This is a genomic window from Streptomyces sp. NPDC001530, assembly GCF_042894545.1.
Classification (GTDB): domain Bacteria; phylum Actinomycetota; class Actinomycetes; order Streptomycetales; family Streptomycetaceae; genus Streptomyces.
Window position 1 is genome coordinate 175,252 of record NZ_JBIAVS010000005.1, and the last position, 25,594, is coordinate 200,845.

24 protein-coding genes, 3 tRNA genes and 1 pseudogene are annotated in these 25,594 nt (G+C 67.4%); 20 read left to right on the forward strand and 8 right to left on the reverse strand.

Features of this window, described 5'->3' with window-relative positions:
* Positions 1 to 36: 36 nt before the first annotated feature.
* Together ACFY0T_RS11415 and ACFY0T_RS11420 are read right to left on the reverse strand one after the other, a co-directional pair.
* On the reverse strand, positions 37 to 4,116 hold the full coding sequence (locus ACFY0T_RS11415; RefSeq protein ID WP_388867559.1) for an AAA domain-containing protein: 4,080 nt from the start codon (positions 4,114 to 4,116) through the stop codon (positions 37 to 39).
* Positions 4,117 to 4,465: 349 nt separating this feature from the next.
* Positions 4,466 to 4,534, reverse strand: a pseudogene (locus ACFY0T_RS11420) (50S ribosomal protein L37); the annotation flags it as partial.
* 238 nt (positions 4,535 to 4,772) lie between these two features.
* On the opposite strand from ACFY0T_RS11420, the gene ACFY0T_RS11425 reads away from it, so the two are divergent.
* From ACFY0T_RS11425 to ACFY0T_RS11435, 3 genes are all read left to right on the forward strand, one after another.
* Entirely contained in the window at positions 4,773 to 6,191 is a 1,419-nt protein-coding gene (locus tag ACFY0T_RS11425) for a DNA sulfur modification protein DndB (RefSeq protein ID WP_388867561.1), read from the forward strand.
* 536 nt (positions 6,192 to 6,727) lie between these two features.
* Positions 6,728 to 7,387: a hypothetical protein gene (locus ACFY0T_RS11430; RefSeq protein ID WP_388867563.1), complete on the forward strand. Its 660-nt coding sequence runs from the start codon at positions 6,728 to 6,730 to the stop codon at positions 7,385 to 7,387.
* Positions 7,388 to 7,970: 583 nt separating this feature from the next.
* Positions 7,971 to 8,183 (forward strand): hypothetical protein, encoded by a 213-nt coding sequence (locus ACFY0T_RS11435; RefSeq protein WP_388867566.1) that lies wholly within the window; start codon positions 7,971 to 7,973, stop codon positions 8,181 to 8,183.
* 94 nt (positions 8,184 to 8,277) lie between these two features.
* On the opposite strand, the gene ACFY0T_RS11440 is transcribed toward ACFY0T_RS11435, so the two are convergent.
* Positions 8,278 to 8,652 carry a nuclear transport factor 2 family protein gene (locus ACFY0T_RS11440; RefSeq protein WP_388867568.1) on the reverse strand — a complete coding sequence of 125 codons (375 nt, stop codon included), beginning with the start codon at positions 8,650 to 8,652 and terminating at the stop codon, positions 8,278 to 8,280.
* An 8-nt stretch (positions 8,653 to 8,660) separates the two neighbouring features.
* Complete coding sequence (locus ACFY0T_RS11445) at positions 8,661 to 9,317, reverse strand: SDR family oxidoreductase (protein WP_388867570.1); 657 nt, start codon at positions 9,315 to 9,317, stop codon at positions 8,661 to 8,663.
* A 111-nt stretch (positions 9,318 to 9,428) separates the two neighbouring features.
* On the opposite strand from ACFY0T_RS11445, the gene ACFY0T_RS11450 reads away from it, so the two are divergent.
* The gene (locus tag ACFY0T_RS11450; RefSeq protein WP_388867573.1) at positions 9,429 to 10,505 is read left to right on the forward strand and encodes a hypothetical protein; all 1,077 of its coding nucleotides are present in this window, start codon (positions 9,429 to 9,431) and stop codon (positions 10,503 to 10,505) included.
* Between the two features lie 244 nt (positions 10,506 to 10,749).
* Here ACFY0T_RS11450 and ACFY0T_RS11455 read toward each other — a convergent pair whose 3' ends face one another.
* Entirely contained in the window at positions 10,750 to 12,000 is a 1,251-nt protein-coding gene (locus ACFY0T_RS11455; protein WP_388867576.1) for an amidohydrolase family protein, read from the reverse strand.
* A 303-nt stretch (positions 12,001 to 12,303) separates the two neighbouring features.
* Here ACFY0T_RS11455 and ACFY0T_RS11460 point away from each other — a divergent pair.
* From ACFY0T_RS11460 to ACFY0T_RS11500, 9 genes are all read left to right on the forward strand, one after another.
* Positions 12,304 to 12,376, forward strand: a tRNA-Thr gene (locus ACFY0T_RS11460).
* 46 nt (positions 12,377 to 12,422) lie between these two features.
* Positions 12,423 to 12,495 (forward strand) — tRNA-Met (locus tag ACFY0T_RS11465).
* Between the two features lie 88 nt (positions 12,496 to 12,583).
* Positions 12,584 to 12,748, forward strand: coding sequence for a 50S ribosomal protein L33 (rpmG, locus tag ACFY0T_RS11470; protein WP_004571794.1), 165 nt, complete (start codon positions 12,584 to 12,586; stop codon positions 12,746 to 12,748).
* A gap of 211 nt (positions 12,749 to 12,959) precedes the next feature.
* On the forward strand, positions 12,960 to 13,412 hold the full coding sequence (locus tag ACFY0T_RS11475; protein ID WP_369248548.1) for a MaoC family dehydratase N-terminal domain-containing protein: 453 nt from the start codon (positions 12,960 to 12,962) through the stop codon (positions 13,410 to 13,412).
* A gap of 1 nt (position 13,413) precedes the next feature.
* On the forward strand, positions 13,414 to 13,842 hold the full coding sequence (locus ACFY0T_RS11480; RefSeq protein WP_388867580.1) for a MaoC family dehydratase: 429 nt from the start codon (positions 13,414 to 13,416) through the stop codon (positions 13,840 to 13,842).
* Positions 13,843 to 14,067: 225 nt separating this feature from the next.
* Positions 14,068 to 14,637 carry a TetR/AcrR family transcriptional regulator gene (locus ACFY0T_RS11485; RefSeq protein ID WP_388867583.1) on the forward strand — a complete coding sequence of 190 codons (570 nt, stop codon included), beginning with the start codon at positions 14,068 to 14,070 and terminating at the stop codon, positions 14,635 to 14,637.
* A 104-nt stretch (positions 14,638 to 14,741) separates the two neighbouring features.
* On the forward strand, positions 14,742 to 16,208 hold the full coding sequence (locus ACFY0T_RS11490) for a DHA2 family efflux MFS transporter permease subunit (protein WP_388867585.1): 1,467 nt from the start codon (positions 14,742 to 14,744) through the stop codon (positions 16,206 to 16,208).
* A gap of 27 nt (positions 16,209 to 16,235) precedes the next feature.
* Entirely contained in the window at positions 16,236 to 16,616 is a 381-nt protein-coding gene (locus ACFY0T_RS11495) for a DUF3291 domain-containing protein (RefSeq protein WP_388867588.1), read from the forward strand.
* Between the two features lie 283 nt (positions 16,617 to 16,899).
* The gene (locus ACFY0T_RS11500) at positions 16,900 to 17,955 is read left to right on the forward strand and encodes a UDP-N-acetylmuramate dehydrogenase (protein WP_388867591.1); all 1,056 of its coding nucleotides are present in this window, start codon (positions 16,900 to 16,902) and stop codon (positions 17,953 to 17,955) included.
* Between the two features lie 97 nt (positions 17,956 to 18,052).
* Here ACFY0T_RS11500 and ACFY0T_RS11505 read toward each other — a convergent pair whose 3' ends face one another.
* Positions 18,053 to 18,685: an NAD(P)-dependent oxidoreductase gene (locus ACFY0T_RS11505; RefSeq protein ID WP_388867594.1), complete on the reverse strand. Its 633-nt coding sequence runs from the start codon at positions 18,683 to 18,685 to the stop codon at positions 18,053 to 18,055.
* 136 nt (positions 18,686 to 18,821) lie between these two features.
* Between ACFY0T_RS11505 and ACFY0T_RS11510 the strand changes: the two genes are divergently transcribed.
* Together ACFY0T_RS11510 and ACFY0T_RS11515 are read left to right on the forward strand one after the other, a co-directional pair.
* Positions 18,822 to 19,433, forward strand: a complete 612-nt coding sequence (locus ACFY0T_RS11510) for a TetR/AcrR family transcriptional regulator (protein WP_388867597.1) — start codon at positions 18,822 to 18,824, stop codon at positions 19,431 to 19,433.
* Between the two features lie 30 nt (positions 19,434 to 19,463).
* Positions 19,464 to 20,144 carry a hypothetical protein gene (locus ACFY0T_RS11515; protein WP_388867599.1) on the forward strand — a complete coding sequence of 227 codons (681 nt, stop codon included), beginning with the start codon at positions 19,464 to 19,466 and terminating at the stop codon, positions 20,142 to 20,144.
* On the opposite strand, the gene ACFY0T_RS11520 is transcribed toward ACFY0T_RS11515, so the two are convergent.
* On the reverse strand, positions 20,125 to 21,153 hold the full coding sequence (locus ACFY0T_RS11520) for an adenosine deaminase (RefSeq protein WP_388867602.1): 1,029 nt from the start codon (positions 21,151 to 21,153) through the stop codon (positions 20,125 to 20,127). The two genes, ACFY0T_RS11515 and ACFY0T_RS11520, sit on opposite strands and share 20 nt — an antisense overlap.
* Positions 21,154 to 21,281: 128 nt before the next feature.
* Positions 21,282 to 22,508, reverse strand: coding sequence for a pyridoxal phosphate-dependent aminotransferase (locus ACFY0T_RS11525; protein ID WP_388867605.1), 1,227 nt, complete (start codon positions 22,506 to 22,508; stop codon positions 21,282 to 21,284).
* A gap of 248 nt (positions 22,509 to 22,756) precedes the next feature.
* Between ACFY0T_RS11525 and ACFY0T_RS11530 the strand changes: the two genes are divergently transcribed.
* The 5 genes from ACFY0T_RS11530 (at position 22,757) to rplA (ending at position 25,572) form a co-directional block, all read left to right on the forward strand.
* A tRNA-Trp gene (locus ACFY0T_RS11530) sits at positions 22,757 to 22,829 on the forward strand.
* 108 nt (positions 22,830 to 22,937) lie between these two features.
* Positions 22,938 to 23,219 carry a preprotein translocase subunit SecE gene (gene secE, locus ACFY0T_RS11535; protein ID WP_189190363.1) on the forward strand — a complete coding sequence of 94 codons (282 nt, stop codon included), beginning with the start codon at positions 22,938 to 22,940 and terminating at the stop codon, positions 23,217 to 23,219.
* Positions 23,220 to 23,296: 77 nt separating this feature from the next.
* Entirely contained in the window at positions 23,297 to 24,163 is an 867-nt protein-coding gene (nusG, locus tag ACFY0T_RS11540; RefSeq protein ID WP_388867609.1) for a transcription termination/antitermination protein NusG, read from the forward strand.
* A 169-nt stretch (positions 24,164 to 24,332) separates the two neighbouring features.
* On the forward strand, positions 24,333 to 24,767 hold the full coding sequence (rplK, locus tag ACFY0T_RS11545) for a 50S ribosomal protein L11 (protein ID WP_028805116.1): 435 nt from the start codon (positions 24,333 to 24,335) through the stop codon (positions 24,765 to 24,767).
* Between the two features lie 79 nt (positions 24,768 to 24,846).
* Complete coding sequence (gene rplA / locus ACFY0T_RS11550) at positions 24,847 to 25,572, forward strand: 50S ribosomal protein L1 (protein WP_388867613.1); 726 nt, start codon at positions 24,847 to 24,849, stop codon at positions 25,570 to 25,572.
* The last annotated feature ends 22 nt before the right edge of the window (positions 25,573 to 25,594 follow it).

Genomic DNA, 25,594 nt, shown 5'->3' on the forward strand with positions numbered 1-25,594 from the left:
TTTGTCGAGCGCGCAGCTCCACAACTTCGTGTTCCCTTAGTGATCAAGCTGTCGGGGGACCGTGTACACCTCATACGCTGCGCCGCTGACACGCCCCTCCCCGACCTGACGAGTGCAGAGCGAGCGCAGCGACTTCCACAGCAAAGCGGCGTGGTAGTCCTCTAGCTCCGCCGGCAACGCGTCCAGCAGAGATCGCGCACAGACGACGATGAGCCGCTCCTGGGCCCTACTGAAGGCGACGTTCGACCGGTTGAGATCGAGCAGGAAACGTGCATTTGATGCGATGGCTGCAGGATCGCTCGCCGTTCCGCTCACAACGATGGTCGGCCTCTCACCACCCTGTAGCCGCTCCACAGTGTCGATCACTCCCACAGCCGGGTTGGAGATGTGGGCCGAGAGCATAGAACGCTGCGCTCTGTGTGGCGTGATGATGGCGACGCTATCCGTTGGTAGCGAATTGTTCGAGGCCAGTACCTGTTGAATAATTTCAAGCTCGACCGTATTGCTCTGCCTCGACGACTTATCGTCATGCAAAACAAGGTACAGTCCTGTATCCCCGCGCCAAACCCTCTCCAACCCCTGACGATCGGCGTCTTCGTCCACTTCGCCATCGATAGCCGACGCTTCCTTGAGGCTCTTGAGTTCAATCTCGTCGAGGCGGTAGAGCCGGGCGATGACTTCAGTAATCAGCGGCGGCAGGCGGAATGTCAGCTCAAGTGCCGAGCGGCGCACGGAATGGGGTCCAATGTCTTCACGCGCTCCAATTCCACGCAAAGCATTGAAGGCGCTCGAAAACGGCTGATACACAACGGAGGGGGGACGATCTTCGTGATCCCAGTCATGTGCAACAATCGGCTCCAACTGACGATGGTCGCCAGCCACAAGTACATCGCCATCTGGAGATACCAACGTGGCCAGGGCCAAGAAGTGGGGGAGCACCATCATCGAGCCCTCATCGACGACGAGCAAGGGAACTGAGAAACCTCCCCTGCTTTGCCATGTCGCCTTAGTGTTCAAATTCTTTGCCATTTTAAGTAGCGCGGCTGTCGTACCCCCCAGGACGACAACTCCGTTCTTGCTGAGCTTCTTGATGGCATTGGTGCTCGAGTTGGAGCGAATATCCGTCGCGCGGAAAGAATTTCCTGTCGCCGGAATCTCCGTCGAGTGGATTCGACCGATCTCGATATCCGGAATTACTGCGCCAGCCTCTTCGCCAGCCGCGCGCACTTCCGGAAGCACTCGCTGCAAACGCTCCAACAACGTGTCGACCGCGGCATGTGTATGTGCCGCCACCAAGACAACATCGCCAGCCTGCAAACGATGAGCAGCCCGAATTGCAATAGCGACGCTGGTCGTCTGGGTCTTTCCCGTTCCAGGCGGGCCTTGCAATACCTGCATGCGCGTGTCAAGTCCTTCGATGACCGCCTGCGCCTGGTCGGGGGACAGCCCGAAACCAGTTTGGAATTCGATACCTTCGACGACCGCCTGCCATTGCACTGTTTCGGCTGGTGTCAGCGGTGAGCGAGGAGTGACTCTCGGTCGCTCAGGATCAAGCCATGGATAAACGTGGGAGCCGACTGCACTGGTAAGCCGATCTTCAACCCTGCCAGCCACATAGTCCGAGGGCGACTCGTCCAGTGTCGCGAAGTCAAAGACGGGCTCAGCGTCACGACTGTATCCCCCTTGCAGGACGTAACGAGACTCCGGATTGAAAAACTCCTCGATCTCGATTTCCCCAGTAGCCCAATCGATGGCCTTGATCGTCCCCGTGCGTCCACCCTTGCGTAGCTGGCGGATGCTTTGGCCGCGGTACACATCTTCACTACACGGGTTGATCCGGCACATCGACCCCACTTGGAATGGAGACCTGTTCCGGAGCTCTTCGAGTTCCAGCCCATATTCTGCCGGAACGATTGCGGCAGTCAGACGCCCCTTCCCCAAGCTTTGCACTCCGGCAAGCGGCAGCGTCCGACCCGTCGGGACACGAGATGCCGGTGGCTGAATGTTGGTCGCCGTCCAGTCATTCAATTTCACAAAGTGATCAAGGCGCAGAAAGTCGATGCCAGCAGCAGCGACATCATTGACTCCCAGAGTGAACCGCCGGAGATCCGCAACCTGTAGCGTCGGCTTCAGGATATCGGGATTCTTGAAAGCAATGGCTTCCTCGACCCACCGCAGCGCAAGAATGCGAGCTTTCAGATATTCCTTCAGCATTCCGATCTCGCCGGCTTGCTGGTAGCGCCGAATCGCATTCCGTGTGTTAGTCGGAATATCAATTGCGGCGTTGTCGGGATCCGGCAACGTGTCCCAGGCCGCATGCCAATATGGGGCGGGGAGGCTGTCATGAAACCGACTCCGGATTTCAAAGCGATGCGACAAAACCGAATCTCGCGCACCCTTGGCCGCCCAATTTCCCTGACTGTCAATCCCGAGGCTGGTTTTGAAGTCGAAGATGTCCTGCGTAAATACCTGGTCCAGATCTACTTCCTGACCCGCAACGCGCCGACGCCAATGATAAGAACGTCCAAACCAGGGCAAGGAGGTGACAACAGAAAGACCTCGTCCTGTCCACCCCAGGGCGTAGCGATTGTTCACCTCGTCTTGCACGCAGGAATAGATGAGCTGTTCCAGGCTCTCCCTGCAGCCCAGCAGCTCTCGTAGGGCGCTCAGCAATTTTCCACTGGTCCGTGAACAGGCCTCAACGAGCCTGCTCATCTCACTGCGAGACCAAACATAGAAGTGCAGCTTGACGTCTCCACCATCCGAAATCTCGGCGATGGCAGTTGTCAAGTCACTGAAGAAGGATTGCAGGATCTGACGTTCGGAACCCGTGTCGGAGAGATATTCTCCGCTCCATTCGGACGACTGGAAGTGAACGATCGACTGTCCCTGCACCGGCCGCGGATCGCCCCATTGCTTCCGGCCGTCCGAGTCGACTGTGCGCACCCGCTCGACGACATCGGGGCTTGGTCTCCGGGTTTCACCCTGTGCATCAGTCCAGAGGGTATGGATCGCGCCGTCGCTCTTGGTGATATGCGCCGCTACCGCTCCGATTCGATTCTCTGTGTAATCGTAGTCAACTGAGAGGTAAATCCGAACTACCCTCTGGCCATCCTGCTCATATTCCGGAAGCTGACTCGTGGGAGAGGGGCTATAAGCTTGGACACGGAAGTTATCAGGGTTTTCGTCGCCACCTGGCAAAGTTGACCGTCGAGCAGCTGCAAGGGTGCGCAACCGTTCAACCGGTTCGGTAAATCCAGGGTCTGCGCGAACAACACGGGCGCGAGGGTCATCGGAATCAATCTCTGCGAGCTCGTCGATTGTTCGGATTCCCGCTTGTCGTAGCGCAGCAGCCGTCGGTGCACTGATTCCCAACAGCTCGTGCCTCCTCTGTCGGGCACTCTCTGTCAAACAGTCAACGCTGAAAACGCAGCCGTCACACTTGGCATCGAGCTGATAGCCGAGGTCGTCGAGTTCGGTTCCCATGATCCCGGCAAGAGTCCCGTCGTCGGCCACGAGCCTCAGGGCATCTGCCTCTTCGAGGGACAGGTCCAACGGCACCAGAGTCATAATCTGCTGTCGTTCATTGGTTTCCGCATCGATCCGCGCTACGACACATTCGACGCGCTCGGGGTCAAGGCGCTCGCCAGCAATCGTCAACGGATGAGAAGCGAGCCTCTCCTTGATCAACAGGGCATAGAAGGCGACTTGCAGCCGCTGATAGGTCCTGTCCCGACGGCTGGCCTTGCACTCGACCACCCGAAGCACTGGCCGGCCACCCTGCCACAGGAGCACAAGGAAGTCGGCTCTGCCTTCAACATCAAAGGCACCCAGACTGCCGACCAAGCGGATCTCGCGTCCATACGCGGTCTGCTGGCCCTCCAGGCCCTCCAGGCCCTCCAGAGCAGCCGCGAAGTCGTCCCACGAGGGGAAGGCGCCAGTCTCCTCAACACTGGGCATATGCGGAGCTACGTCGCTGAACCCGGCTTCCTGCAGCTCCTGTTCCCAGTGGCTCTCTTGCTCCTTGCCGCGTGCGGACAGGACGTAGTCCAGCGGGTTGAAGAGGCGCTCAGCGAAGGGAAGGCGGCGTGTCAGCCGCCGACGGTTGGAGTCCAACTTGAATCGCCGCTGACACGACTGGTGTCGAACGAACTCACCGATCTCGGATACTCGCACCTGCGGGCGAACCGCCCCCGTCGAGACCGCACTTGACTCTTGCACTGCCCAGCCCTCCCGTACCGACCTTGCTCGAAGTCTAGGCACGGGGTATGACAACGGCCCCTGTCGTGCGGACTATTCATGGACAGAGGGAGGGTCGGGACAGCACTGGAGCGTGCTGACCAGCGCATCCTTGAGTGACCGTACCGGCCTCCGGAGCCGTGCGCCCAGGTTCGAATGTTCCCTGCCCAACTTTAGAAAGGCGCCCAGTCTTCAAGAGAACCCCTCGGCCGTCTGCTCGGTTGGCTCAGGCGTTGGGATGCTTGCCGTGATTGGCCTTCTTCTTACGGCCGCTTCGCTTGTTCCCTCGCTTAGCCGGCTCTGTGTGCTGCCGGCGCGGCTCCTCTGCTTCCAGGCCCGCCCTCCAGTCTCCGCTCCGACGCTCGGTCGGGGGCGGCGAAACGGCCCAGGCGTGTGGGGCCCTGCATCACACGCGGGGCGGCGGGTGCGGATTGTCGTGGTGCGGGTGGCGGGGCTGACTGAGGAGGAGCGACATCGGTGGCCCCATCTGTGGAGGGTACTTCCGGTCCTAGACGTAGCCGCGGTGGGGATCGATGCAGCCGCGGGGAGTGGTTGGGTGTCAAATCCCCATCCGCGGTTGCGTCTTGCTCATCCGCGGCTGTACCTTGAAGGAGCTGGCGGGGAGTCAGGTCGGCAAAAACAAGCCGCAGTTGGAGGGGATCGGCATGTCGGAAACACCCGTGGCCAAGTTCGCCACTCGCATCCAGGTCGACAAGGGGCAGCCCATCCGGGTGATGCCTGTCAGAGAGCACCTCTCGCTGGCTACGGTGACCTGGGGTCACTTGTCACGGATCGTGCCTGACCCTCGGCGGGCGGAGGACCCGAAGGCACTCCCGTATCTCTCCGCGGCTGAACGTGAGCAGGCGGAGATCCGGAATGAGATCCAACGCATGATCCAGGGAACGAAGAAGAAGGAAAACGCCAAGGACTACGCGCAGTACATCGCGAACGGCATTGCTGGCGTCCGCGGCGAGAGCTGGGCCACTCCTCCCTTCGCCCTCTGGATCCCCCAGGAGCTGGAACACGTCGAGGCCGACGGCCCATTTGGCGTCGACCACATCGCCTACCTGCCCTTCGATGCGAGCGGGGTCCTCATGGACGCCGAGACTCAGCACCTGGCGCATATCCACTTGTCCGAGAGTCCCTCGCTCTACGGAGTCACGCGGGAGCAGGTCAGCAGTCGACTCGTGTGCGTGGAGATTTACCACGGCATCCCCTTGAGTGCTGCCCGCCAGATCTTCCACGACCGCAACCTGCTCGGAGTGATCCCGAACAAGAACGTCGCGCTCAATTCCGACTCGAACGACGCCGCCACCAGCATCACCTTCGCGCTGATGGAGCGCGTCTCCGTGCCGCACTCGCTCACGGGACAGGACGTCTCCCTGAAGTCGTTGGTGGCCACGAACAAGAGGCAGCTCAAGGTAGGAGACCCGGAGTGGATGACCCTGTCGACGCTCCGCTCCTTCACGGTCACGACGATCTTCGGTCGCTCCGGGTTCGAGAAGACAAGTGGTGCGGTCACGGAGAAGGACTTGCCGAAGGACTACAGCAAGGAAGAGGCGGGGTCCGGGGTTGCCCGAGTCGCCAGTCTGCTCTTCCGGACCTTCGCCGAGGAATTCAGCTCCCGCACCGAAACCGTCATCGCTGCTCCCGCGGTACTGGCAGCACTCGGAGCCGTCGGACACAGGTGCATGCCCTGGAGCGATGAGCCGCGCCGATCAACGGAGGAGCTCAGCGCTCTGCTCTCGGACGTGATCTGGAAGCGAGACCCTGCGATCTGGAACGGCATCGCTGGCAAGACCACCGCCTCCGGTGCTCTGTCGGTCGCCGGAGGTGTGAAGGACAACGGCTCCAAGACGGCCACCGCGCTGGAGGATGCAACGTCCCATACCTTCCACCGCATCCGCGGCAAGCTCACCACGGAACAGCAGGTCCGTCTGCCCCTCGGCTAAGTAGGGCGCCTGGGAGGCGCGTTTCCCCCAGACGTCCCCCGGAGAGCCCAGAAGCGGGTGAAAGGCCTGGTCAGGCTGTGCAGAGCTGGCCCGCTGTAAATCTGCCGGCTCAGCCTTCCCAGGTTCGAATCCTGGCGCCGCCACATGAAGGTAGACCCCCTCCGAACTGCGGAAACGCAGAGCGGAGGGGGTTTCTTCATGCCTCCGGGCGATCTTTCGGCTGGAATCGAACACTCCCGCGAGACGCAGGCCGTAGGGCCGCGAGCCACGCCCAACAGGCTTCATCTGCAGCCCATGCCTGCTGCTGCCTCGTGTCTTGAGCGCGCGGCAGTTTGGGCGGAGGGCGAGCATGGTCTCGGGGTCTCTCCCTTGTCGCGTTTGCGGTCATCACGTCACACCGTCCGCGCCCCGTGACGGCCTTGTCCCGGCTCTGTGACACGAGGAGTTCCAGTGCTGCGGTGCGCCGAGGCCGTTGCTACGGTCCCGCTCCGGGGTGCGGCCGATTGGGCCGCCTGTGAACAGGGGGGACGTCCCAGATGAATGCCAACCGCCTCAGACCCGCCGTGCTCGCGCTCGCGGCCGTCGCGCTGACCGCTGTGCTCGCCGGGTGCAAGGAGGGCAGCTCGGCCACCGGGGCCGACGCAACACCGAGCGCGGGCGCAACGGCCACCCCATCGCCCAGCACGACCGCCGGGAAGCCCGACGCGACGCCGAGCGCGGGCGTCACGGCCACCCCATCGCCCGCCGCGGCCGTCAGCGGCACGCCCGCCGGCAAGCCTGATGCCAAGCACACCGGATCAGCCGCGACCAGCACGCCCGCCGCCGACTGCGCCAGCGAGCCGCCGAGCCCGGACCATGTCGACCCCGACGAGATCGCGGTCTACCGAGTTGAGGAACTCGACGGCAGCACCGGGAAGGTGAACCTCGTCATCGAGCACGGGGCCTGGGGGTGCCCGGGGAAGGACACTGACGGCGCGCCCTTCGTCGTCACGGGCGAGGACAGCCGCTGGGCTCTCGACCAGGCCGCGTATGTCACCGCCACCAACCCCATCACCGACAGCAGTGAGAACCAGCGGATCGGCGTGCAGGAACTGATCGACTGGATCAATGCGCACCCCGACTCCGGCCTGGTGTTCAAGTACGAGACCGGCGAGGACGGCGCCATCCACCGCCTGGAGCAGGTCTTCACGCCGTAGCCGGCACGGAGCCTGCTGATCTCCACCCTGGCCGAGCAAACGCCGATCCGTACGCCGATCCCAAGGGCAACGCACAACACCGACGAGGCCTTCCCAGGTTCGAATCCTGGCGCCGCCCCACTCGGTTGGCGACGCTCGCGAGCGTTGGGATCCTCTCCCGCATGGCCAACTGGGCAACCTTCGTCGTCGTGTCGGACGGTGGCGGTCATTCGGCGTATGAACCCCGCTTCGGAGCGGTCGGACTCGATCTCGATCTGCTCGCGGGGCCGGAGGCCGTGCTGTCGTTCATCCGCGCCCACACTCCCGTGGAGGGCCAGCGGCGGGACAACACCCGGTGCGAAGGGGCGGTGCTGGTCGACCCGCATCGGAAGGTGCTGCTCGCCCATGTCTGGGATGGGCCGACCACCCGTTTCGCCACCGCGCGGCCGCCTGGCAGCTGCTGCGCGCGGCCAGCGCGGCAAACGGGCGGTTCGTGCCCCCGCCGGTCCGGATGCCGCGCGCCATTGAGGAGGTACGGGAGGAAGCCCGGCGGCACCGGGGCAGCGCGGATACGACCCTGCTGCCGACCGGGCACACTGGTCCCATGTCATCGCGTCGCAGGAACTGCCCCGAGTGCCGTCGGGAGATCGCCGTGGTCGCGGGGCGGTTCGCGCGGCATGATCCGCCAGGTGCGCGGGGGAGCGGGGAGCTGGTCTCGTGTCCCGGGTCGCGCAGGCAGGCGCAGCTCGGGGTGGTGCAGCCGGCACTGGACGGGTATGCCGTTCCGGGGTTTCCGGGGCAGCTGCCGCTCTTCTGACCGACCACAGGGACCGACCACAGGGACCACACAGGGACAGGGAAGCCCCACACGCCTCCCCACACCCCCCACACACAGAGCCAGCCTCAGGTCGTCAGGGCTGTCGTACGTCCATCCGGCTCACCAAGCCGTCCTCGTCGAATCGGTACACGTGCTCCACCGTTCCATCCGCCCACTGGTCGCCCGTTTCGGCCCGCAGGCCGGGGCGGACGGTGGCCACGACCCGTTCGCCGTCCTCGTCGAGGTGCAGCCCCTCCAGCCGTACGAGAGGGTGCCCGGCCGCGAACTGGCGGGCCCAGTAGGCGCGGACCTCCTCGCGGCCGTGCAGGCGCACGCCGTCGAGGACATTCGGCCAGTCCACGTCAGGGGCCAGGCAGCGGGGGATGAACGCGTCGCGCGCGTCCGTGCTGAAGACGTCGTACATCGCCCGCAGCAGAGTCTCCTGCGCGGCCGGAACCCCCATCGCCATGGGCCCGCTCAATTGCCCGCCACCGACTTGACCGCAACCGAGATCGGTGTCGAGCCGCTGATCAGTTCCAGCGTCAGGCCGGCCGTCGCCGGGGTGTCCACCAGTTCCGCGATGACCGCGGCGACGTCGTCGCGCGGGATCGTGCCACGGCCGGTGGAGACCTCCATGCGTACGAGTCCGGTGCCGGCGTCGTCGATCAGGCCTCCAGGGCGAAGGATCGTCCAGTCCAGGCCCGTACGCGTGCGTACGTACTCGTCGGCCCCGCCCTTGGCGCGCAGATACGCGTCGAAGACGCTCTCGCCCGGGTGCGCCGGGTCCGCGCCCATGGACGACACGACGATGAGACGGCGTACGCCGGTGCGTTCCGCCGCGTCCGCGAACAGGATGGCGGCGCCCCGGTCCACGGTGTGCTTGCGTTCCGCGCCGCTGCCCGGGCCGGCGCCCGCCGCGAAGACGGCCGCGTCCGCGCCCTGCATATGCGCGGCGACCTCCTCCACCGAGGCCGACTCCAGATCGCACAGCACCGGCTCGGCGCCGGCCGCGCGCAGATCGTCGCCCTGTTCGGGATGGCGGATGATCCCCGCGACCTCGTCACCGCGCGCGGCGAGCAGCCGCTCCAGCCGCAGCGCGATCTGACCATGACCTCCAGCGATGACAATGCGCATGTTTCCGACCGTACGCCCGGATGGACGCGTTCGCCGCACAACCCTGTGGACCACTCACGTGTCACATGGGTGATCACTGTGAACAAGAGAACGAAAGAACGAGGGGATGTCGTGCGGGCACCGCGCGGCGTCGTAGAGGAGATCACCATCACCGTCATACGCAAGACCGTCACCGCGGCCGGCTGTGCCGCCGTCCTCCTCGCCACGGCGGCCGCCTGCGGCACGGTTCAGAACCTCACCGCGGGTCAGAAGGTCGACCACGCCGTCGACCGGCTCGGTGAACAGAAGTCGCTCGCCTTCCAGTTGGACCTCGCCGCCGACCCCGACGCGCTCACCGCGCTCGCTGGCGACGCCGACTCCGAGGACGCCCTCCCGCCGGAGTTCGCGAAGCTCCTCAGCGGGCTGCGCGTCGATGTCGCCGTCAAGTCGAAGAAGGCGCTGGCCGATTCGGGTGAGAAGGACCTCATCGGTACGAGTATGAAGATCGCGGGTGCCGAAGGCGTCCTGGTCGAGTACCGGGTCGTCGGCGACTTCACGTACTACCGCGCCGACATGAAGGCTGTCGGCAAGGCCATGGGTGTTCCCATGCCGTCGGCCGACGATCTCCCGGCGAGCGAGAAGGAGTTCAGGAAGGTCCTGGAGGGCGACTGGGTGAAGATGAACACCCAGGACCTCGCCAAGGGGCAGGAGTCCTCGGGGTCCTCGAAGTCCTCCGCGGACGGTGCCGACGACATCGACGCCAAGACCCAGCGGAAGATCGTGGCGGCCGTACGCGGTGTCATCGCCCACGACGTCACCTTCCACGCCGAGGACGGCCGGGACGGCACCGAACGGGTCGTCGCCAAGGCCAACTTCCGTGAACTGATCAGGGGAGTCTTCGACAAGCTCCGGCCGCTGGAGGGCGACCTTCCGCCGGGTACGGACCTCCCCTCGGACAAGGACCTCAAGGACGCTCCGAACAAGAAGGTCGCGGTCGACTTCACGCTGAAGAACGGCGACCTGACCCAGGTCAAGGTCGACCTCTCCGTCCTCGCCGACGACCCGAAGGCCCCCAAGCTGCCGCTGATACTGAAGTTCTCCGAGGCGGGCGACGTCAGCGCGCCGTCGGGGGCCACGGAGATTCCCGCGGACAAGCTGCCCGGGGGCAGCCCGTTCGGTGGTGGCCTGTTGGGCGGCGGCACGCTCTGAGACGCCCGCCAGGCTCTCGGACGAGGGCGGGCGGGCACGCCAGGCGCCAAGACACGCCAGGCGTCTCAGACGCACGCCACGCGCGCGTGGACGTACACATACGGCTCACGCGCGCGTGGACGCACAAAACCGCCCCACGCTCGCGTGGACGTCGCACAGGAAGCTCTCTACGCGCGCGTAGACGTCGTGCAAGAAGCGCCCCACGCGCGCGCAGACCCCCGAAAAGCGCCACGCGACGCACCCGCTACGACGGCTGCCCCCGCCCCTGCCGAGGCAGCTCCAACCCCGCTACAGCCGCCGAGTTGCAGTACTCCCGCACCGCGCTGGTCCGCGCGACCACGTGCCCCCGGTGCACCACGAGCCGGCTGTACGCGAGCGACAGCGCCCCCGCGAGCCGGTCCCCGCGTACGGCGAGCAACTCGGCCGGAAATCCCGCCTCCACGCGCACCTCGGGCAACCCGAGGGCGGCCCGCGCGGCACAACTCACCGCGCCGTAGGCGTCCCCGGGCCGCAGCCCGTACCGCGAGGCCAGCAGATACGCGGCCTCCAGCGGGTCCCCGCGCCCCACCGGATTCGCCACGTCGCGGAGGGCGCCGCTGCCCGCCGCGACCCGTACCCCGGCCGCCCGCAACAGCCGTACGGGAGCGGTCCCGCGCCGCTGCACGGCACCGCAGCCGCCCTGCGGCAGGCACACCACGGTCACGCCCGCCGCGGCGAGTTGGTCGGCCGCCCGGGAGGCCGACCCGGCGGGCAGCAGGCCGAGCCCGCCGCACGGGCCGAGCGTCACGCCGGCCCGCAACCCCCCGGCCATCGCCGCGAGCCGGGCGAGCCGCGCGGGGTCGTCGCCGTCCGTGTGCAGGTCGACGGGGCAGCCGTGTTCGGAGGCCAGTTCCAGGATCGCCTCCACGTACCCCGTCGGATCGGGGTCGGCGTCCGGGCAGCCGCCCAGCACGGAGGCGCCCATCTTCACGGCGTCCCGCAGCATCGCGAGTCCGTCGGCCCCGGCCACCCCGGTCAGTACCCGGGGCATCGCCACTGCCGTCAGTTCCGCGAGCCCGCGCAGCGATCGACGCGCCTGGAGCACCGCGGCCAGCGCGTCGAGCCCCTGTACGTCGCCGACGTGCACGTGCGAGCGCAGGGCCGTCGCCCCGTGCCCGAGCTGCAGCAACGCGGCCTCGGTGGCCCGGCGCTGGATCTCCTGGGCGTCGTACGTGAGGGGGCCGTCGCCGTCGGCCGTCAGGGCCGTGTCGCCGTGCGCGTGCGGTTCGGCCGGGGCCGGCAGGAGGAGGTAGCCGTCGAGGTCCACCTTCGCGGCGAGGACCCCGGAGGCGCCGGTCGTCAGGCTCCCTGCGGTGCCGACCGCCTCGATGCGCCCGCCGCCCAGCCGCACGTCCACGGTCCGGCCGTCGGTGAGCCGTGCCCCGCACAGCAGGAGGCCGGCCGTGTCGCTCTGTCCCGGCGAGGAGCGGGGCGGCTGCGGCTGACTGTCGGGCATCGCTCTCCTGGGGCTCGGGGGCGGCTGCGGGAGGGGCGACTGCGGAGAGTGGGGGCACAAGATCACGCAGCGTGAGTCGAGCCTAGGACGGCGATCCGTCCGTGTTTGGGAGGAGCGCAATAGTCGTACCGGTGTGGTCCACCGGCGAGTCCGGGCCCCGGCACGGCTGCGATCACGGCTGCGATCGGTGGTGTGTGAGGGGCTGCGGGAACGCCCGGGGGAACGGTGGGGAACAGGCCGGGGCGGGTGCGGCGAAACGGATTTGGGCGATCGGCAGCCGACCGTGTAATGTCTTCATCGCTCGCCCCAATAGCTCAGTCGGCAGAGCGTCTCCATGGTAAGGAGAAGGTCTACGGTTCGATTCCGTATTGGGGCTCTGGTGTGAGAGGTTCCCGCCGTGAGGCGGGGCCCGATCGCATCACAGCGGTGTAGCTCAGTCGGTAGAGCAAGCGGCTCATAATCGCTGTGTCACCGGTTCAAGTCCGGTCACCGCTACTGACAGTAGCCGATTGTGGGGTCGGTCCTTCGATCGGCTACTCTTCTATGCGTTAATCGTCCCATCCGTTCGTCAAGGAGCACTCCTGTGGCTGCCACCGACGTCCGCCCGAAGATCACGCTGGCCTGCGTGGAGTGCAAGGAGCGGAACTACATCACCAAGAAGAACCGGCGTAACGACCCGGACCGACTGGAGATGAAGAAGCACTGCCCGCGTTGCAACGCGCACACCGCGCACCGCGAGACGCGATAAATCAGGCTCGTACACGAGGCCGTCCCCTTCGCGGGGGGCGGCCTCGCGTCGTTGTACAGCCGGCCTCGGGTCGCTGTACGGCCGACCTCGCCTCGTTGCGAAGTCGGCCTTGTGCAGTCGGCGTTATAGAGCCAAGACAGTCTGTCCAGCTAAGACGGTCAGTCGGCTGTGACATCCAGTCCAGCGAAGACAACCAGGAGGTGCCGAGCCCATGGCGCTCGACCAGTCCTTCGTGGGGCGGTCCTACCCGCCCACCGACCCCTATGAGGTCGGCAGGGAGAAGATCCGCGAGTTCGCGGAGGCCGTGGGGGACAGTAACCCTGCGTACACGGACCCGGAGGCCGCCAAGGCGCTCGGCCACCCGGATGTGATCGCCCCGCCGACTTTTGTGTTCGCGATCACCTTCAAGGCCGCGGGGCAGGTCGTCCAGGACCCGCAGCTGGGCCTCGACTACAGCCGTGTGGTGCACGGGGACCAGAAGTTCGCCTACACACGTCCGGTGCGCGCGGGCGACCGGCTCACGGTCACCTCGACCATCGAGTCGATCAAGTCCCTGGCGGGCAACGACATCCTGGACATCCGTGGCGAGGTCCACGACGAGGCGGGCGAGCATGTCGTGACGGCCGTCACCAAGCTTGTGGCGCGCGCGGCGGAGGAGGGCTGACATGGCGGCGAAGATCTCTTACGCGGACGTCGAGGTCGGCACCGAGCTGCCGGCCCAGACGTTTTCCGTGACCCGTGCCACGCTCGTGCAGTACGCGGGCGCCTCCGGGGACTTCAACCCGATCCACTGGAACGAGAAGTTCGCGGTCGAGGTCGGGCTGCCCGACGTCATCGCGCACGGCATGTTCACCATGGCAGAGGCGATCCGCGTCGTCACCGACTGGGTCGGCGACCCGGGCGCGGTCGTCGAGTACGGCGTCCGCTTCACCAAGCCCGTCGTCGTCCCGAACGACGACAAGGGCGCGACCATCGAGGTCAGCGCCAAGGTCGGCGCCAAGCTCGACGACAACGCCGTCCGCGTCGATCTCACCGCGACCAGCGCGGGCCAGAAGGTCCTGGGCATGTCACGAGCGGTCGTACGACTGGCCTGACGGCGGCAATCAGTGACGGTGAGTAAGGGGCGTCCGCCTTTGCGGGCGCCCCTTACTCGTACTCCCTGGGAAGACCAATAGCCACTCGTACTCCCTGGGGCGACCAGACCAATAACCACTCGTACTTCCGGGGGCTCCAGTAACTCACTCGTGCTCCCCGGGGCCCAGCAGCACTTCCCAGTACCCCCCTTGACGTAGTTAGTGATTGAGTACTAACTTCGTCGCATGGTCAGGATGAGCGCAGAAGAGAGGCGCGAGAGCGTCATCCGTGCGGCGATGAGCGAGTTCGCCCACGGTGGCTACAACGGCACCTCCACCGAGGCGATCGCCAAGCGCGTGGGTGTCTCGCAGCCGTACCTCTTCCGGCTCTTCCCGGGCAAGAAGGCGATCTTCCTCGCGGCGGCGGAGTACTGCATGGAGCTCGCCCGGCGCACCTTCGAGGAGGCCGCCGAAGGGCTGGAGGGCGAGGAAGCCCTGCACGCCATGGCGAGCGCGTACGTCAAGGTCATCGCGGAGCAGCCCGAGCGGCTGCTCATGCAGATGCAGATGTACGTCGCGGTGGCGGCGGCCGAGGAGGCCGGTGACCACGAGCTGGGCGAGGCGGTACGGGCCGGCTGGATGCGGCTCTGGGACACCGTCCACGTGCCGCTCGGGGCGGACGTGGACGAGACCGCGACCTTCATGGCGTACGGAATGCTCGTCAATTGCCTGGTGGCCATGGGCTTCCCGCCCGAGCACCGGGTCTGGGAGGGGCTCTACCCGTCGGCGCGGGTCACGGGCCGGCTGGAGAAGTAAGGCGACAAGGGCGGTGACCGCTGCCCTTTCATGCCCGCGAAAGTTAGTCATTAATAACTAACCCGACAACCGACCATCGACAGCGATCACGCTCTGGGGGAGCGATGTCACAGCGAACCGCACAGATGGCACAGACGACACAGACCGCACGTCGCGGGGGATCGGCCTGGGCCCTCGTCATCACCAGCGTCGCCGGATTCATGGCGGCCCTCGACAACCTCGTCGTCACCACCGCACTGCCCTCCATCCGCAAGGACCTCGGAGGAGCGCTGGACGACCTGGAATGGACCGTGAGCGCCTACACGCTCACCTTCGCCGTGCTGCTGATGTTCGGTGCGGCCCTGGGCGACCGGTTCGGCCGCCGCCGGCTCTTCCTCGTCGGGCTGAGCGTCTTCACCGGCGCGTCCGCCGCCGCGGCGATGGCGCCCGGTATCGACTCCCTGATCGCCGCCCGCGCGGTACAGGGCGTCGGCGCGGCGATCATGATGCCGCTGACGCTGACCCTTCTGACGGCCGCGGTACCGGCCGCCAAGCGCGGGATGGCGTACGGGATCTGGGGTGCCGTGAACGGACTCGCGGTCGCCTCCGGGCCCCTCATCGGGGGCAGCCTCACCGAACACGTGTCCTGGCACTGGATCTTCTGGCTGAACGTTCCGCTCGGCCTGGCCCTGCTGCCGCTCGCCCGACTGCGCCTCTCGGAGTCGTACGGCACCGGCGCACCGCTCGACATCCCCGGCACCCTGCTCGCCAGCGGCGGTCTCTTCGGGATCGTGTACGGCCTGGTCCGCGGGCCCGCCGACGGCTGGACCAGCGGGCTCGTCCTGACCGGCCTGTTCGCCGGTACCGCGCTGCTCACCGGCTTCGTCTTCCACGGCATCCATGCCAAGAACCCGATGCTGCCGATGCGGCTCTTCCGCTCCCGCGCCTTCGCCGGGATCAATGCCGCGAGTCTGCTGATGTTCCTCGGGATGTTCGGCTCGATCTTCCTGCTCAGCCAGTACATGCAGGGCGTGCTGGGTTACTCGCCGACCGAGGCGGGGCTGCGGATGCTGCCGTGGACCGGTATGCCGATGCTCGTCGCGCCGATCGCCGGCTATCTCTCCGACCGCGTCGGCGGGCGTCCGGTCGTCGCCACCGGGCTCTTCCTGCAGGCCACCGGGCTCGCGTACTACGCCTCCGTGGTCGGCGCCGACGTCTCGTACGCCGCCCAGCTGCCCGCCCTGATCATCAACGGCATCGGGATGGCCCTGTTCTTCGCTCCGGCCGCCAACCTGGTCATGTCCACCGTCCGGCCCACGGAGCAGGGCGTCGCCTCCGGCGCCAACAACGCGCTGCGTGAGGTGGGCGGAGCGCTCGGCATCGCGGTGATGTCCTCGATCTTCTCCGCGCAGGGCGGCTACGAGTCCGCGCAGAGCTTCGTCGACGGCCTGCGGCCCGCGCTGATGGTGGGCTCCTCGGTGGTCGCCCTTGCGGGCATCGCGGCCCTGCTCATCCCGACCGCCCGGCACGCGGCGCGGACGGAGGTCGTGGCCTCCACGCCGGCGCCCGCTCTGGAAACCGTCTCCCACTGAAGTCCCTCTCCTGGAAGGAGCCCGGCCATGCCCACTCTCCCCTGGACCACGCCCAACACGCCGCCGCAGGACGCCGAGGTCCATGTCATGGCCTCCCGGTTCGAGACCCGCACCCTCTGGGGAGCGCTCCGGTTCTTCGCACGGACGCCTGGTGTGTGGCGGCAGGTCGGCAAGGCGCCTGGTGCGTACGGGGCCTCCCTGAAGGCGGCGCCCCTGCGGCGGACCTTCTGGACCGTGTCCGCCTGGGAGTCGCCCGCGGCCCTCAAGCAGTTCGCCCGCTCGGGCCCGCACGCCCCGGCCGCGGGCGGCCTCCGGCCCCAGATGAAGGACGCGGCCTTCCTCACCTGGACGGCGTCCGCCGACGAACTGCCCCTCGACTGGACGGACGTGCTGCGCCGCTTCGACTGAGCCGCGCACGAGAAGAACTCGTAGGAGCACGAGAAGAACTCGTAGGAACTGCGTACGACCGACCGGAGCCGCGCCGAGAAGAAAGGGCCCTGTCCTGACGGGCAGGGCCGTTCTCGTGCCTCACGCGCACGGGTAGGCACGGGTAGCCGGGCACGAGCCGGTGCCTCGCGCGCACCGGTGGCCGGGGCGCGATCTCGTGCTGCGTGCCCACCGGTGGCGCGATCTCGTGCCGCGTGCCCACCGGTGGCCGGGCGGCCCTGCCCCTTCTCGTACTCTTAAGCCCGTGCAGGAACTCCACGATGCCCCGCTCGCCCCGCTGACCACCTTCCGGCTCGGGGGCCCGGCGACCCGGCTGATCACCGCCACGACCGACGCCGAGGTGATCGCCGCCGTGCGCGAGGCCGACGACGCCGGTACGCCGCTGCTGCTCATCGGGGGCGGATCGAACCTGGTCATCGGCGACAAGGGCTTCGCCGGGACCGCCCTGCGCATCGCGACGAGCGGCTTCGCCCTCGACGGTACGAGGCTGGAGCTGGCGGCGGGCGAGGTGTGGACCGACACGGTCGCCCGCACCGTCGAGGCCGGGCTCGCCGGGATCGAGTGCCTCGCCGGGATCCCCGGCTCCGCCGGCGCGACCCCGATCCAGAACGTGGGCGCGTACGGTCAGGAAGTGTCGTCGACCATCACCGAGGTGATCGCGTACGACCGCACGACGCGCGAGACGGTCACGCTGACGAACGCCGAGTGCGCCTTCTCGTACCGCCACAGCCGTTTCAAGGCCGACCCCGAGCGCCATGTCGTGCTGCGCGTCCGCTTCGAGCTGGAGGACGCGGACGGGCTGAGCGCACCGATCAAGTACGCCGAGACGGCCCGTGCCCTCGGCGTCGAGCCCGGCGACCGGGTGCCCCTCGCCGACGCCCGCGAGACGGTTCTCAAACTGCGCTCCGGAAAAGGCATGGTGCTCGACCCCGAGGACCACGACACCTGGTCCGCCGGGTCGTTCTTCACCAACCCGATCCTCACGAACGAGGAGTTCGCCGCCTTCCACGCGCGCGTGCGGGATCGGCTCGGCGCCGATGCCATGCCGCCCTCGTACCCGGCGGGCGACGGTCACACCAAGACCTCCGCGGCCTGGCTGATCGACAAGTCGGGCTTCACCAAGGGCTACGGCAGCGGGCCCGCCCGGATCTCCACCAAGCACACGCTGGCCCTCACCAACCGGGGCGAGGCCACCACCGAGGACCTCCTCGCGCTGGCCCGCGAGGTTGTCACCGGCGTCCGTGCCGCCTTCGGGATCACGTTGGTCAACGAGCCGGTGACGGTGGGCGTCAGCCTCTGAGGGGGCTCTGCATAGGGGCGCTTTTCGAAAATCTGCCACCTGGCAGGCGACCCTGGCAGGCCACCTGGCAGGCCTAGTGGATCTCCTAGTGGGTCCCTCAGTAGGCCACGCCTACGCCCTGCTTCACCGTCCCCGCGTCATCGATCATCGCCAGCATCGCGTGGGCCACATCGGCGCGCGCGATGAACCGGCCCTTCAGTGGAAAGCCTCCGACGGCCGTGCGGTACGAGCCGGTCACCGGCTTGTTCTGCAGCCGGGGCGGGCGGACGACCGTCCAGTCCGTCGCGCTGCGGGCCAGCTCGTCCTCCATCTCCTTCAGGTCGGCGTAGACGTCCTTCAGGAGCCCCGAGATCAGACCCCGCATGGCACGGTCGACGAACGCGGCGCCCTCCGGGTCGGGACCGACGGGACCCGCGCTCACGACGAGCAGCCGTCGTACCCCCTCCGCCTCCATGGCGGCCAGCACGCTGCGCGTCAGCCGGGCCGCGACCCCCGCGTCCTTGCGGCTACGGGCGCCCAGCCCGGAGAGGACCGCGTCCCGGCCGGCAACGGCGGGGCGCAGCGCCTCCGGGTCCCTGAGGTCCGCACGGAACACCTCCAGGCCCGCGCCCGTGACGGTCAGCCGAGCCGGATCCCTTACGACGGCGGTGACCTGGTGGCCCGACTCCAGCCCTTGTCGCACGATCTCCTGGCCGATGCCTCCGGTGGCACCGAAAACGGTGAGCTTCATAACGTACTCCCATCGAGTGGGTGGGCATTGCACTGTGGTGGGTGAGTATTCACTCACCCCTCCTTCCTCCTAGAGTGAGTAAGTACTCACCCACCCGTCAAGCTTGATGGGAGAAGCCATGGAATCCTTGGGGCCCATGCAGCAGAAACCTGCCCGGCTCCGCATCCTCGACGCGGCGCACGAGCTCATGCGCACCGTCGGCCTCGCTCGCGCGACCACCAAGGAGATCGCCAAGGCGGCGGGCTGCTCCGAAGCGGCGCTCTACAAGTACTTCGCGAGCAAGGAGGAGCTCTTCATCAAGGTGCTGGAGGAGCGGCTGCCCAAAGTCGGCCCCCTGCTGGACAGGCTCATGGCCGAGCCGGCGGAGCACACCGTCGAGGAGAACCTCACCGAGATCGCCCGCCAGGCGGCCCTCTTCTATGAGCAGAGCTTTCCGATCGCCGCCTCCTTGTACGCGGAAACGCAGCTCAAGCGCCGCCACGACGAGGCCATGCGGGCGATGGGCGCGGGGCCGCACATGCCCATCCGGGGAGTCGACGCGTATCTCCAGGCCGAGCAGCGGGCCGGGCGCATCCACCCCTACGCCGACACCTTCGCGGCCGCCTCGCTGCTCCTCGGAGCCTGCGCCCAGCGCGCCTTCGCCTACGACTCCACGGAGGAGGGCAAGCCGCCGCCCCTGGACACCTTCGCGCCGGGCCTCGCCCGCACGCTCCTGCGCGGTATTTCGCTTGCCGGTGGCCCGGCCTGACGATCACCCTGGGCTCATGAGGCATCCCAAATGCGGCTGAGACTCCGCCAGTTCACACCCCGCACCGGCCCGCATGAACACCGTGTCGTGCAGCCCTGGACCCCGCTGCGCCACACCTCGCTCCGTGACCCCGAAGCCTCGCTCGGCATGCTGATGGGCGACCACGACGGGCTGAACCGGCTCGCGGGCCTCTTCTCGTTCGCCGCGTACTCCAGGCACACGATCGTGCATGTGCCGCTACGGGAAGGGCCGCTGCCGCCGCACGTGGGCTGCGACGACCTCGTCGACCTCGTCCTGGTCCATCACTCGGCGGGCCTGCGCCCCAGCAAGTGGCCGGAACTGCGCCGCAGGCTGACGCACGGCACCCCGCTCACCGTGCGCACGGACGAGGCCCGCACCGCGCGCGACGCCGAAGCCTGGCAGCGGCGGCGCGACCGGCCGGACACGCGGGACTGGCTACGCCACGGCACGCACGCGCGGACGTTCTTCCTGATCGGCAGCCGTGACGTCTTCGCCTCCGCCGCCATGGCCTTCTCGTACGCGGCGGGCTGGGGACCGCGCCAGAAGGGTGTGGTCAAGGGGAAGGCAGCCTTCATGACCTCGATCTCCTGCGAGCTGCAGGAGGCCCCGGACACCTGGCGCAGCCCGGAGGTCGTCATCGGTTTTCAGCCGTATCCGCCCTACGCCCACTTCAAGCGGCCGGGCCGCTGAGCCAGTCGTCGACCCCGGCCAGCAGCTTCGCCCGGACGTCCTCCGGGGCGGCCGAACCGCGGATGGACTGCCGCGCCAGTTCGGCGAGCTCGGCGTCCGTGAAGCCGTGGTGGCGGCGGGCGATCTCGTACTGGGCGGCCAGGCGGGAGCCGAAGAGCAGGGGGTCGTCGGCGCCGAGGGCCATCGGAACCCCGGCCTCGAAGAGCGTGCGCAGGGGGACGTCCTCCGGCTTCTCGTAGACCCCCAGGGCGACGTTCGAGGCCGGGCAGACCTCACACGTCACCCCGCGGTCCGCGAGGCGCTTCAGCAGCCGCGGGTCCTCGGCGGCCCGCACCCCATGGCCGATCCGCGAGGCGTGCAGGTCGTCCAGGCAGTCGCGGACGGAGGCCGGCCCGGTCAGCTCGCCGCCGTGCGGTGCGGACAGCAGTCCGCCGTCCCGCGCGATCGCGAAGGCCCGGTCGAAGTCCCGCGCCATACCCCGCCGCTCGTCGTTGGAGAGCCCGAACCCGACGACGCCCCGGTCCGCGTACCGCACGGCCAGGCGGGCCAGCGTACGGGCGTCCAGCGGGTGCTTCATGCGGTTCGCGGCCACCAGGACGCGCATCCCGAGCCCGGTCTCCCGCGAGGTCGCCTCCACGGCGTCCAGGATGATCTCCAGCGCCGGGATCAGACCGCCCAGACGAGGCGCGTACGACGTCGGGTCGACCTGGATCTCCAGCCACCCGGAGCCGTCCTTGACGTCCTCCTCGGCGGCCTCGCGCACCAGGCGCCGAATGTCCTCGGGATCTCTGAGGCATGACCGCGCGGCGTCGTACAACCGCTGGAACCGGAACCAGCCGCGCTCGTCCGTCGCCCGCAGCTTGGGCGGCTCCGCGCTGGTCAGCGCCTCGGGCAGATGGATCCCGTGCTTGTCGGCCAGTTCCAGCAGGGTGGTGTGCCGCATCGAACCGGTGAAGTGCAGGTGCAGATGGGCCTTCGGCAGTTCAGAGAGATCACGTACGCGCTCCATTCGAGGATCCTGCCGTACGTTCCTGTCGTCCCGGTAGCGCTTTCCCCGTTAGTGGTCTTGCTCGCACGAAGAAGCGGGCCGCCTCCCCGAAGGGAAACGGCCCGCACACGCGCGTGGAGCGCGAAACGTCAGTCGCGGGCTTCCGCCAGCAGCTTCTGGATTCGCGACACGCCCTCGACGAGGTCCTCGTCACCGAGGGCGTACGACAGACGCAGATAGCCCGGCGTGCCGAAGGCCTCGCCCGGGACGACCGCGACCTCGGCCTCCTCCAGGATGAGCGCGGCCAGCTCGACCGTGTTCTGGGGGCGCTTGCCGCGGATCTCCTTGCCGACCAGGGCCTTCACCGACGGGTACGCGTAGAAGGCGCCCTCGGGCTCCGGGCAGAGCACGCCGTCGATCTCGTTCAGCATGCGCACGATGGTCTTGCGGCGGCGGTCGAAGGCCTCGCGCATCTTGGCGACGGCCTCCAGGTCGCCGGAGACGGCGGCGAGCGCGGCGACCTGGGCCACGTTCGAGACGTTCGAGGTGGCGTGCGACTGGAGGTTGGTCGCGGCCTTGATGACGTCCTTCGGGCCGATGACCCAGCCCACACGCCAGCCGGTCATGGCGTAGGTCTTGGCCACGCCGTTGACGACGATGCACTTGTCGCGCAGCTCGGGCACCACCACGGGCAGGGAGTGGAACTCCGCGTCCCCGTAGACCAGGTGCTCGTAGATCTCGTCGGTCAGGACCCACAGGCCCTTCTCGGCGGCCCAGCGGCCGATCTCCTCGATCTGCTCGCGGGTGTAGACCGCGCCCGTCGGGTTGGACGGGGAGACGAACAGCAGCACCTTGGTGTTCTCGGTGCGGGCCGCCTCCAGCTGCTCGACCGAGACGCGGTAGCCGGTGGTCTCGTCGGCGACGACCTCCACGGGGACACCGCCGGCGAGACGGATCGACTCCGGGTACGTCGTCCAGTACGGGGCCGGGACGATGACCTCGTCGCCCGGGTCGAGGATCGCGGCGAAGGCCTCGTAGATGGCCTGCTTGCCGCCGTTGGTGACCAGGACCTCGGCGGCCTCCACCTCATAGCCGGAGTCGCGCAGGGTCTTCGCGGCGATCGCGGCCTTCAGCTCGGGCAGGCCGCCGGCCGGCGTGTAGCGGTGGTACTTGGGGTTCTTGCACGCCTCGATGGCGGCCTCGACGATGTAGTCCGGGGTCGGGAAGTCGGGCTCGCCGGCGCCGAAGCCGATCACCGGACGCCCGGCGGCCTTGAGGGCCTTGGCCTTGGCGTCCACGGCGAGGGTGGCGGACTCGGAGATCGCGCCGACTCGGGCGGAGACCCGGCGCTCGGTGGGAGGGGTTGCAGCGCTCATGGGACCCATCGTTTCAGACCGGAAACGCCCCCGGCACGCGGGTTTCACAGACTGAACATCAGCAGAACATCCGTCCGGATCCGGGCGGCTCACCAGTCGATCTTCTGCGGACAAAGCCCGTACGGACACTTTCTGTTCGACGACCGGCTCAGGACCACGTACACTCTCACCTCGTTGGCCTTCACCGGCCGCACCCACCCGGTGCACAACGAGCACTCGGGAGGATGCGGTACGTTGGGGGAAATCAAAGGGTCGTAGCTCAATTGGTAGAGCACTGGTCTCCAAAACCAGCGGTTGGGGGTTCAAGTCCCTCCGGCCCTGCTACACACACCTTTCGCCAGGATGTGTGCGCATGTACGTACTGCAATGCACCGCCGTGCGGCTCAACCGGGCGCGGCACGGCCACGACCCGGAATCAGGTGAGGACGAGTGACGGACGCCGTGGGCTCCATCGACATGCCTGATGCCGAGGCGCCGGAGTCCAAGAAGAAGGCCCGCAAGGGCGGTAAGCGTGCCAAGAAGGGCCCGCTGAAGCGCCTTGCCACCTTCTATCGCCAGATCGTTGCGGAGCTCCGCAAGGTGGTCTGGCCGACTCGCAATCAGCTGACGACGTACACCACAGTGGTGATTGTGTTCGTCGTCATCATGATCGCCCTGGTGACCGTGATTGACTATGGGCTCAACCACGCCGCCAAGTACGTCTTCGGCTGAGCCGAGAGCGAAGGGCGCCGTCACCGGCGCCCCTTTCGCGTGTTCCACCCCCATGTATCCAGGAAGAAGCAGCCACCGTGTCTGACCCGAACCTGAACGACGCCATCGAGTCGGTCGAGTCCGTTGACGACGAGCTCGACATCGTCGAGGGCGCGGACGTCGAGGACGAGGTCGAGGCTGCCGACGCCGCCGCCGGCGAGCCCGCCGAAGAAGCGGCCCTGCACGTCGAGGACGAGTCCGGCGAGGACGTCGAGGACGAGGACGTCCCCGCCGTCGCCGAGGACGAGGACGCCGACGAGGCGGAGGCCGAAGAAGAGGCCGAGCCGGTCGACCCCGTCACTGCCCTGCGCGAGGAACTGCGCACTCTCCCCGGCGAGTGGTACGTCATCCACACGTACGCCGGTTACGAGAACCGCGTGAAGACCAACCTCGAGCAGCGCGCCGTCTCGCTGAACGTCGAGGACTTCATCTTCCAGGCCGAGGTGCCGCAGGAAGAGGTCGCGCAGATCAAGAACGGCGAGCGCAAGACGATCAAGCAGAACAAGCTCCCGGGCTACGTCCTGGTCCGCATGGACCTGACGAACGAGTCCTGGGGCGTCGTCCGCAACACCCCCGGCGTCACCGGCTTCGTGGGCAACGCCTACGACCCGTACCCGCTGACCCTGGACGAGATCGTCAAGATGCTCGCCCCGGAGGCCGAGGAGAAGGCCGCCCGCGAGGCCGCCGAGGCCGAGGGCAAGCCCGCTCCGCAGCGCAAGGTCGAGGTCCAGGTGCTGGACTTCGAGGTCGGCGACTCGGTCACCGTCACCGACGGCCCGTTCGCCACGCTGCAGGCGACCATCAACGAGATCAACGCCGATTCGAAGAAGGTCAAGGGCCTCGTCGAGATCTTCGGCCGGGAGACCCCGGTCGAGCTCTCCTTCGACCAGATCCAGAAGAACTAGCACCTTCTGGAGCCATCGCTTCCGACCAGGTCAGACGGGCTGTCAAAAGCTCGTCTGACCTGCTCGGTTTTTGGCCGCGCACAGATACCCGTTATCGTTGTGCGGTATGCCTCCATCCGGATGAACCGGGCGGAAGCTGAAAACTCTCACTAGGACCCGGAGAGAGCACATGCCTCCCAAGAAGAAGAAGGTCACGGGGCTTATCAAGCTCCAGATCCAGGCCGGCGCCGCCAACCCGGCTCCGCCGGTCGGCCCCGCGCTGGGCCAGCACGGCGTCAACATCATGGAGTTCTGCAAGGCCTACAACGCCGCGACCGAGTCGCAGCGCGGTTGGGTCATCCCGGTGGAGATCACGGTCTACGAGGACCGCTCCTTCACCTTCATCACCAAGACGCCGCCGGCCGCCAAGATGATCCTCAAGGCCGCGGGTGTCGAGAAGGGCTCCGGCGAGCCGCACAAGACCAAGGTCGCCAAGATCACCGAGGCGCAGGTCCGCGAGATCGCCACCACCAAGATGCCCGACCTCAACGCCAACGACCTGGACGCCGCCGCGAAGATCATCGCCGGCACCGCCCGTTCCATGGGCATCACGGTCGAGGGCTGACACCCAACCTCGTAGGACACCCCGTGGCAGGGCCTGCTCGGCCCGTACCACGACTCCTCAGAACACATCAGGAGCAGTAGTGAGCAAGCGCAGCAAGTCTCTCCGCGCTGCGGACGCCAAGGTCGACCGGGAGAAGCTCTACGCCCCGCTCGAGGCCGTCCGTCTCGCCAAGGAGACCTCCACGACCAAGTTCGACGGCACCGTCGAGGTCGCCTTCCGTCTGGGTGTCGACCCGCGCAAGGCCGACCAGATGGTCCGTGGCACCGTGAACCTCCCGCACGGCACCGGTAAGACCGCCCGGGTCCTGGTCTTCGCGACCGGTGACCGTGCCGAGGCCGCACTCGCCGCGGGCGCCGACATCGTCGGCTCCGACGAGCTCATCGACGAGGTGTCGAAGGGCCGTCTGGACTTCGACGCCGTCGTCGCCACCCCGGACCTCATGGGCAAGGTCGGTCGTCTCGGCCGTGTCCTCGGTCCCCGTGGTCTCATGCCGAACCCCAAGACCGGCACCGTGACCCCGGACGTCGCCAAGGCTGTCACCGAGATCAAGGGTGGCAAGATCGAGTTCCGCGTCGACAAGCACTCGAACCTGCACTTCATCATCGGCAAGGTGTCCTTCGACGACACGAAGCTGGTGGAGAACTACGGCGCCGCGCTGGACGAGATCCTTCGTCTGAAGCCGTCGGCCGCCAAGGGTCGCTACATCAAGAAGGCCGCGATCAGCACCACGATCGGCCCCGGCATCCTGGTCGACCCGAACCGCACCCGCAACCTCCTCGTCGAGGAGGACCCGGCCGCCGTCTGAGCCTTCGGCTCACCCCGGTGAC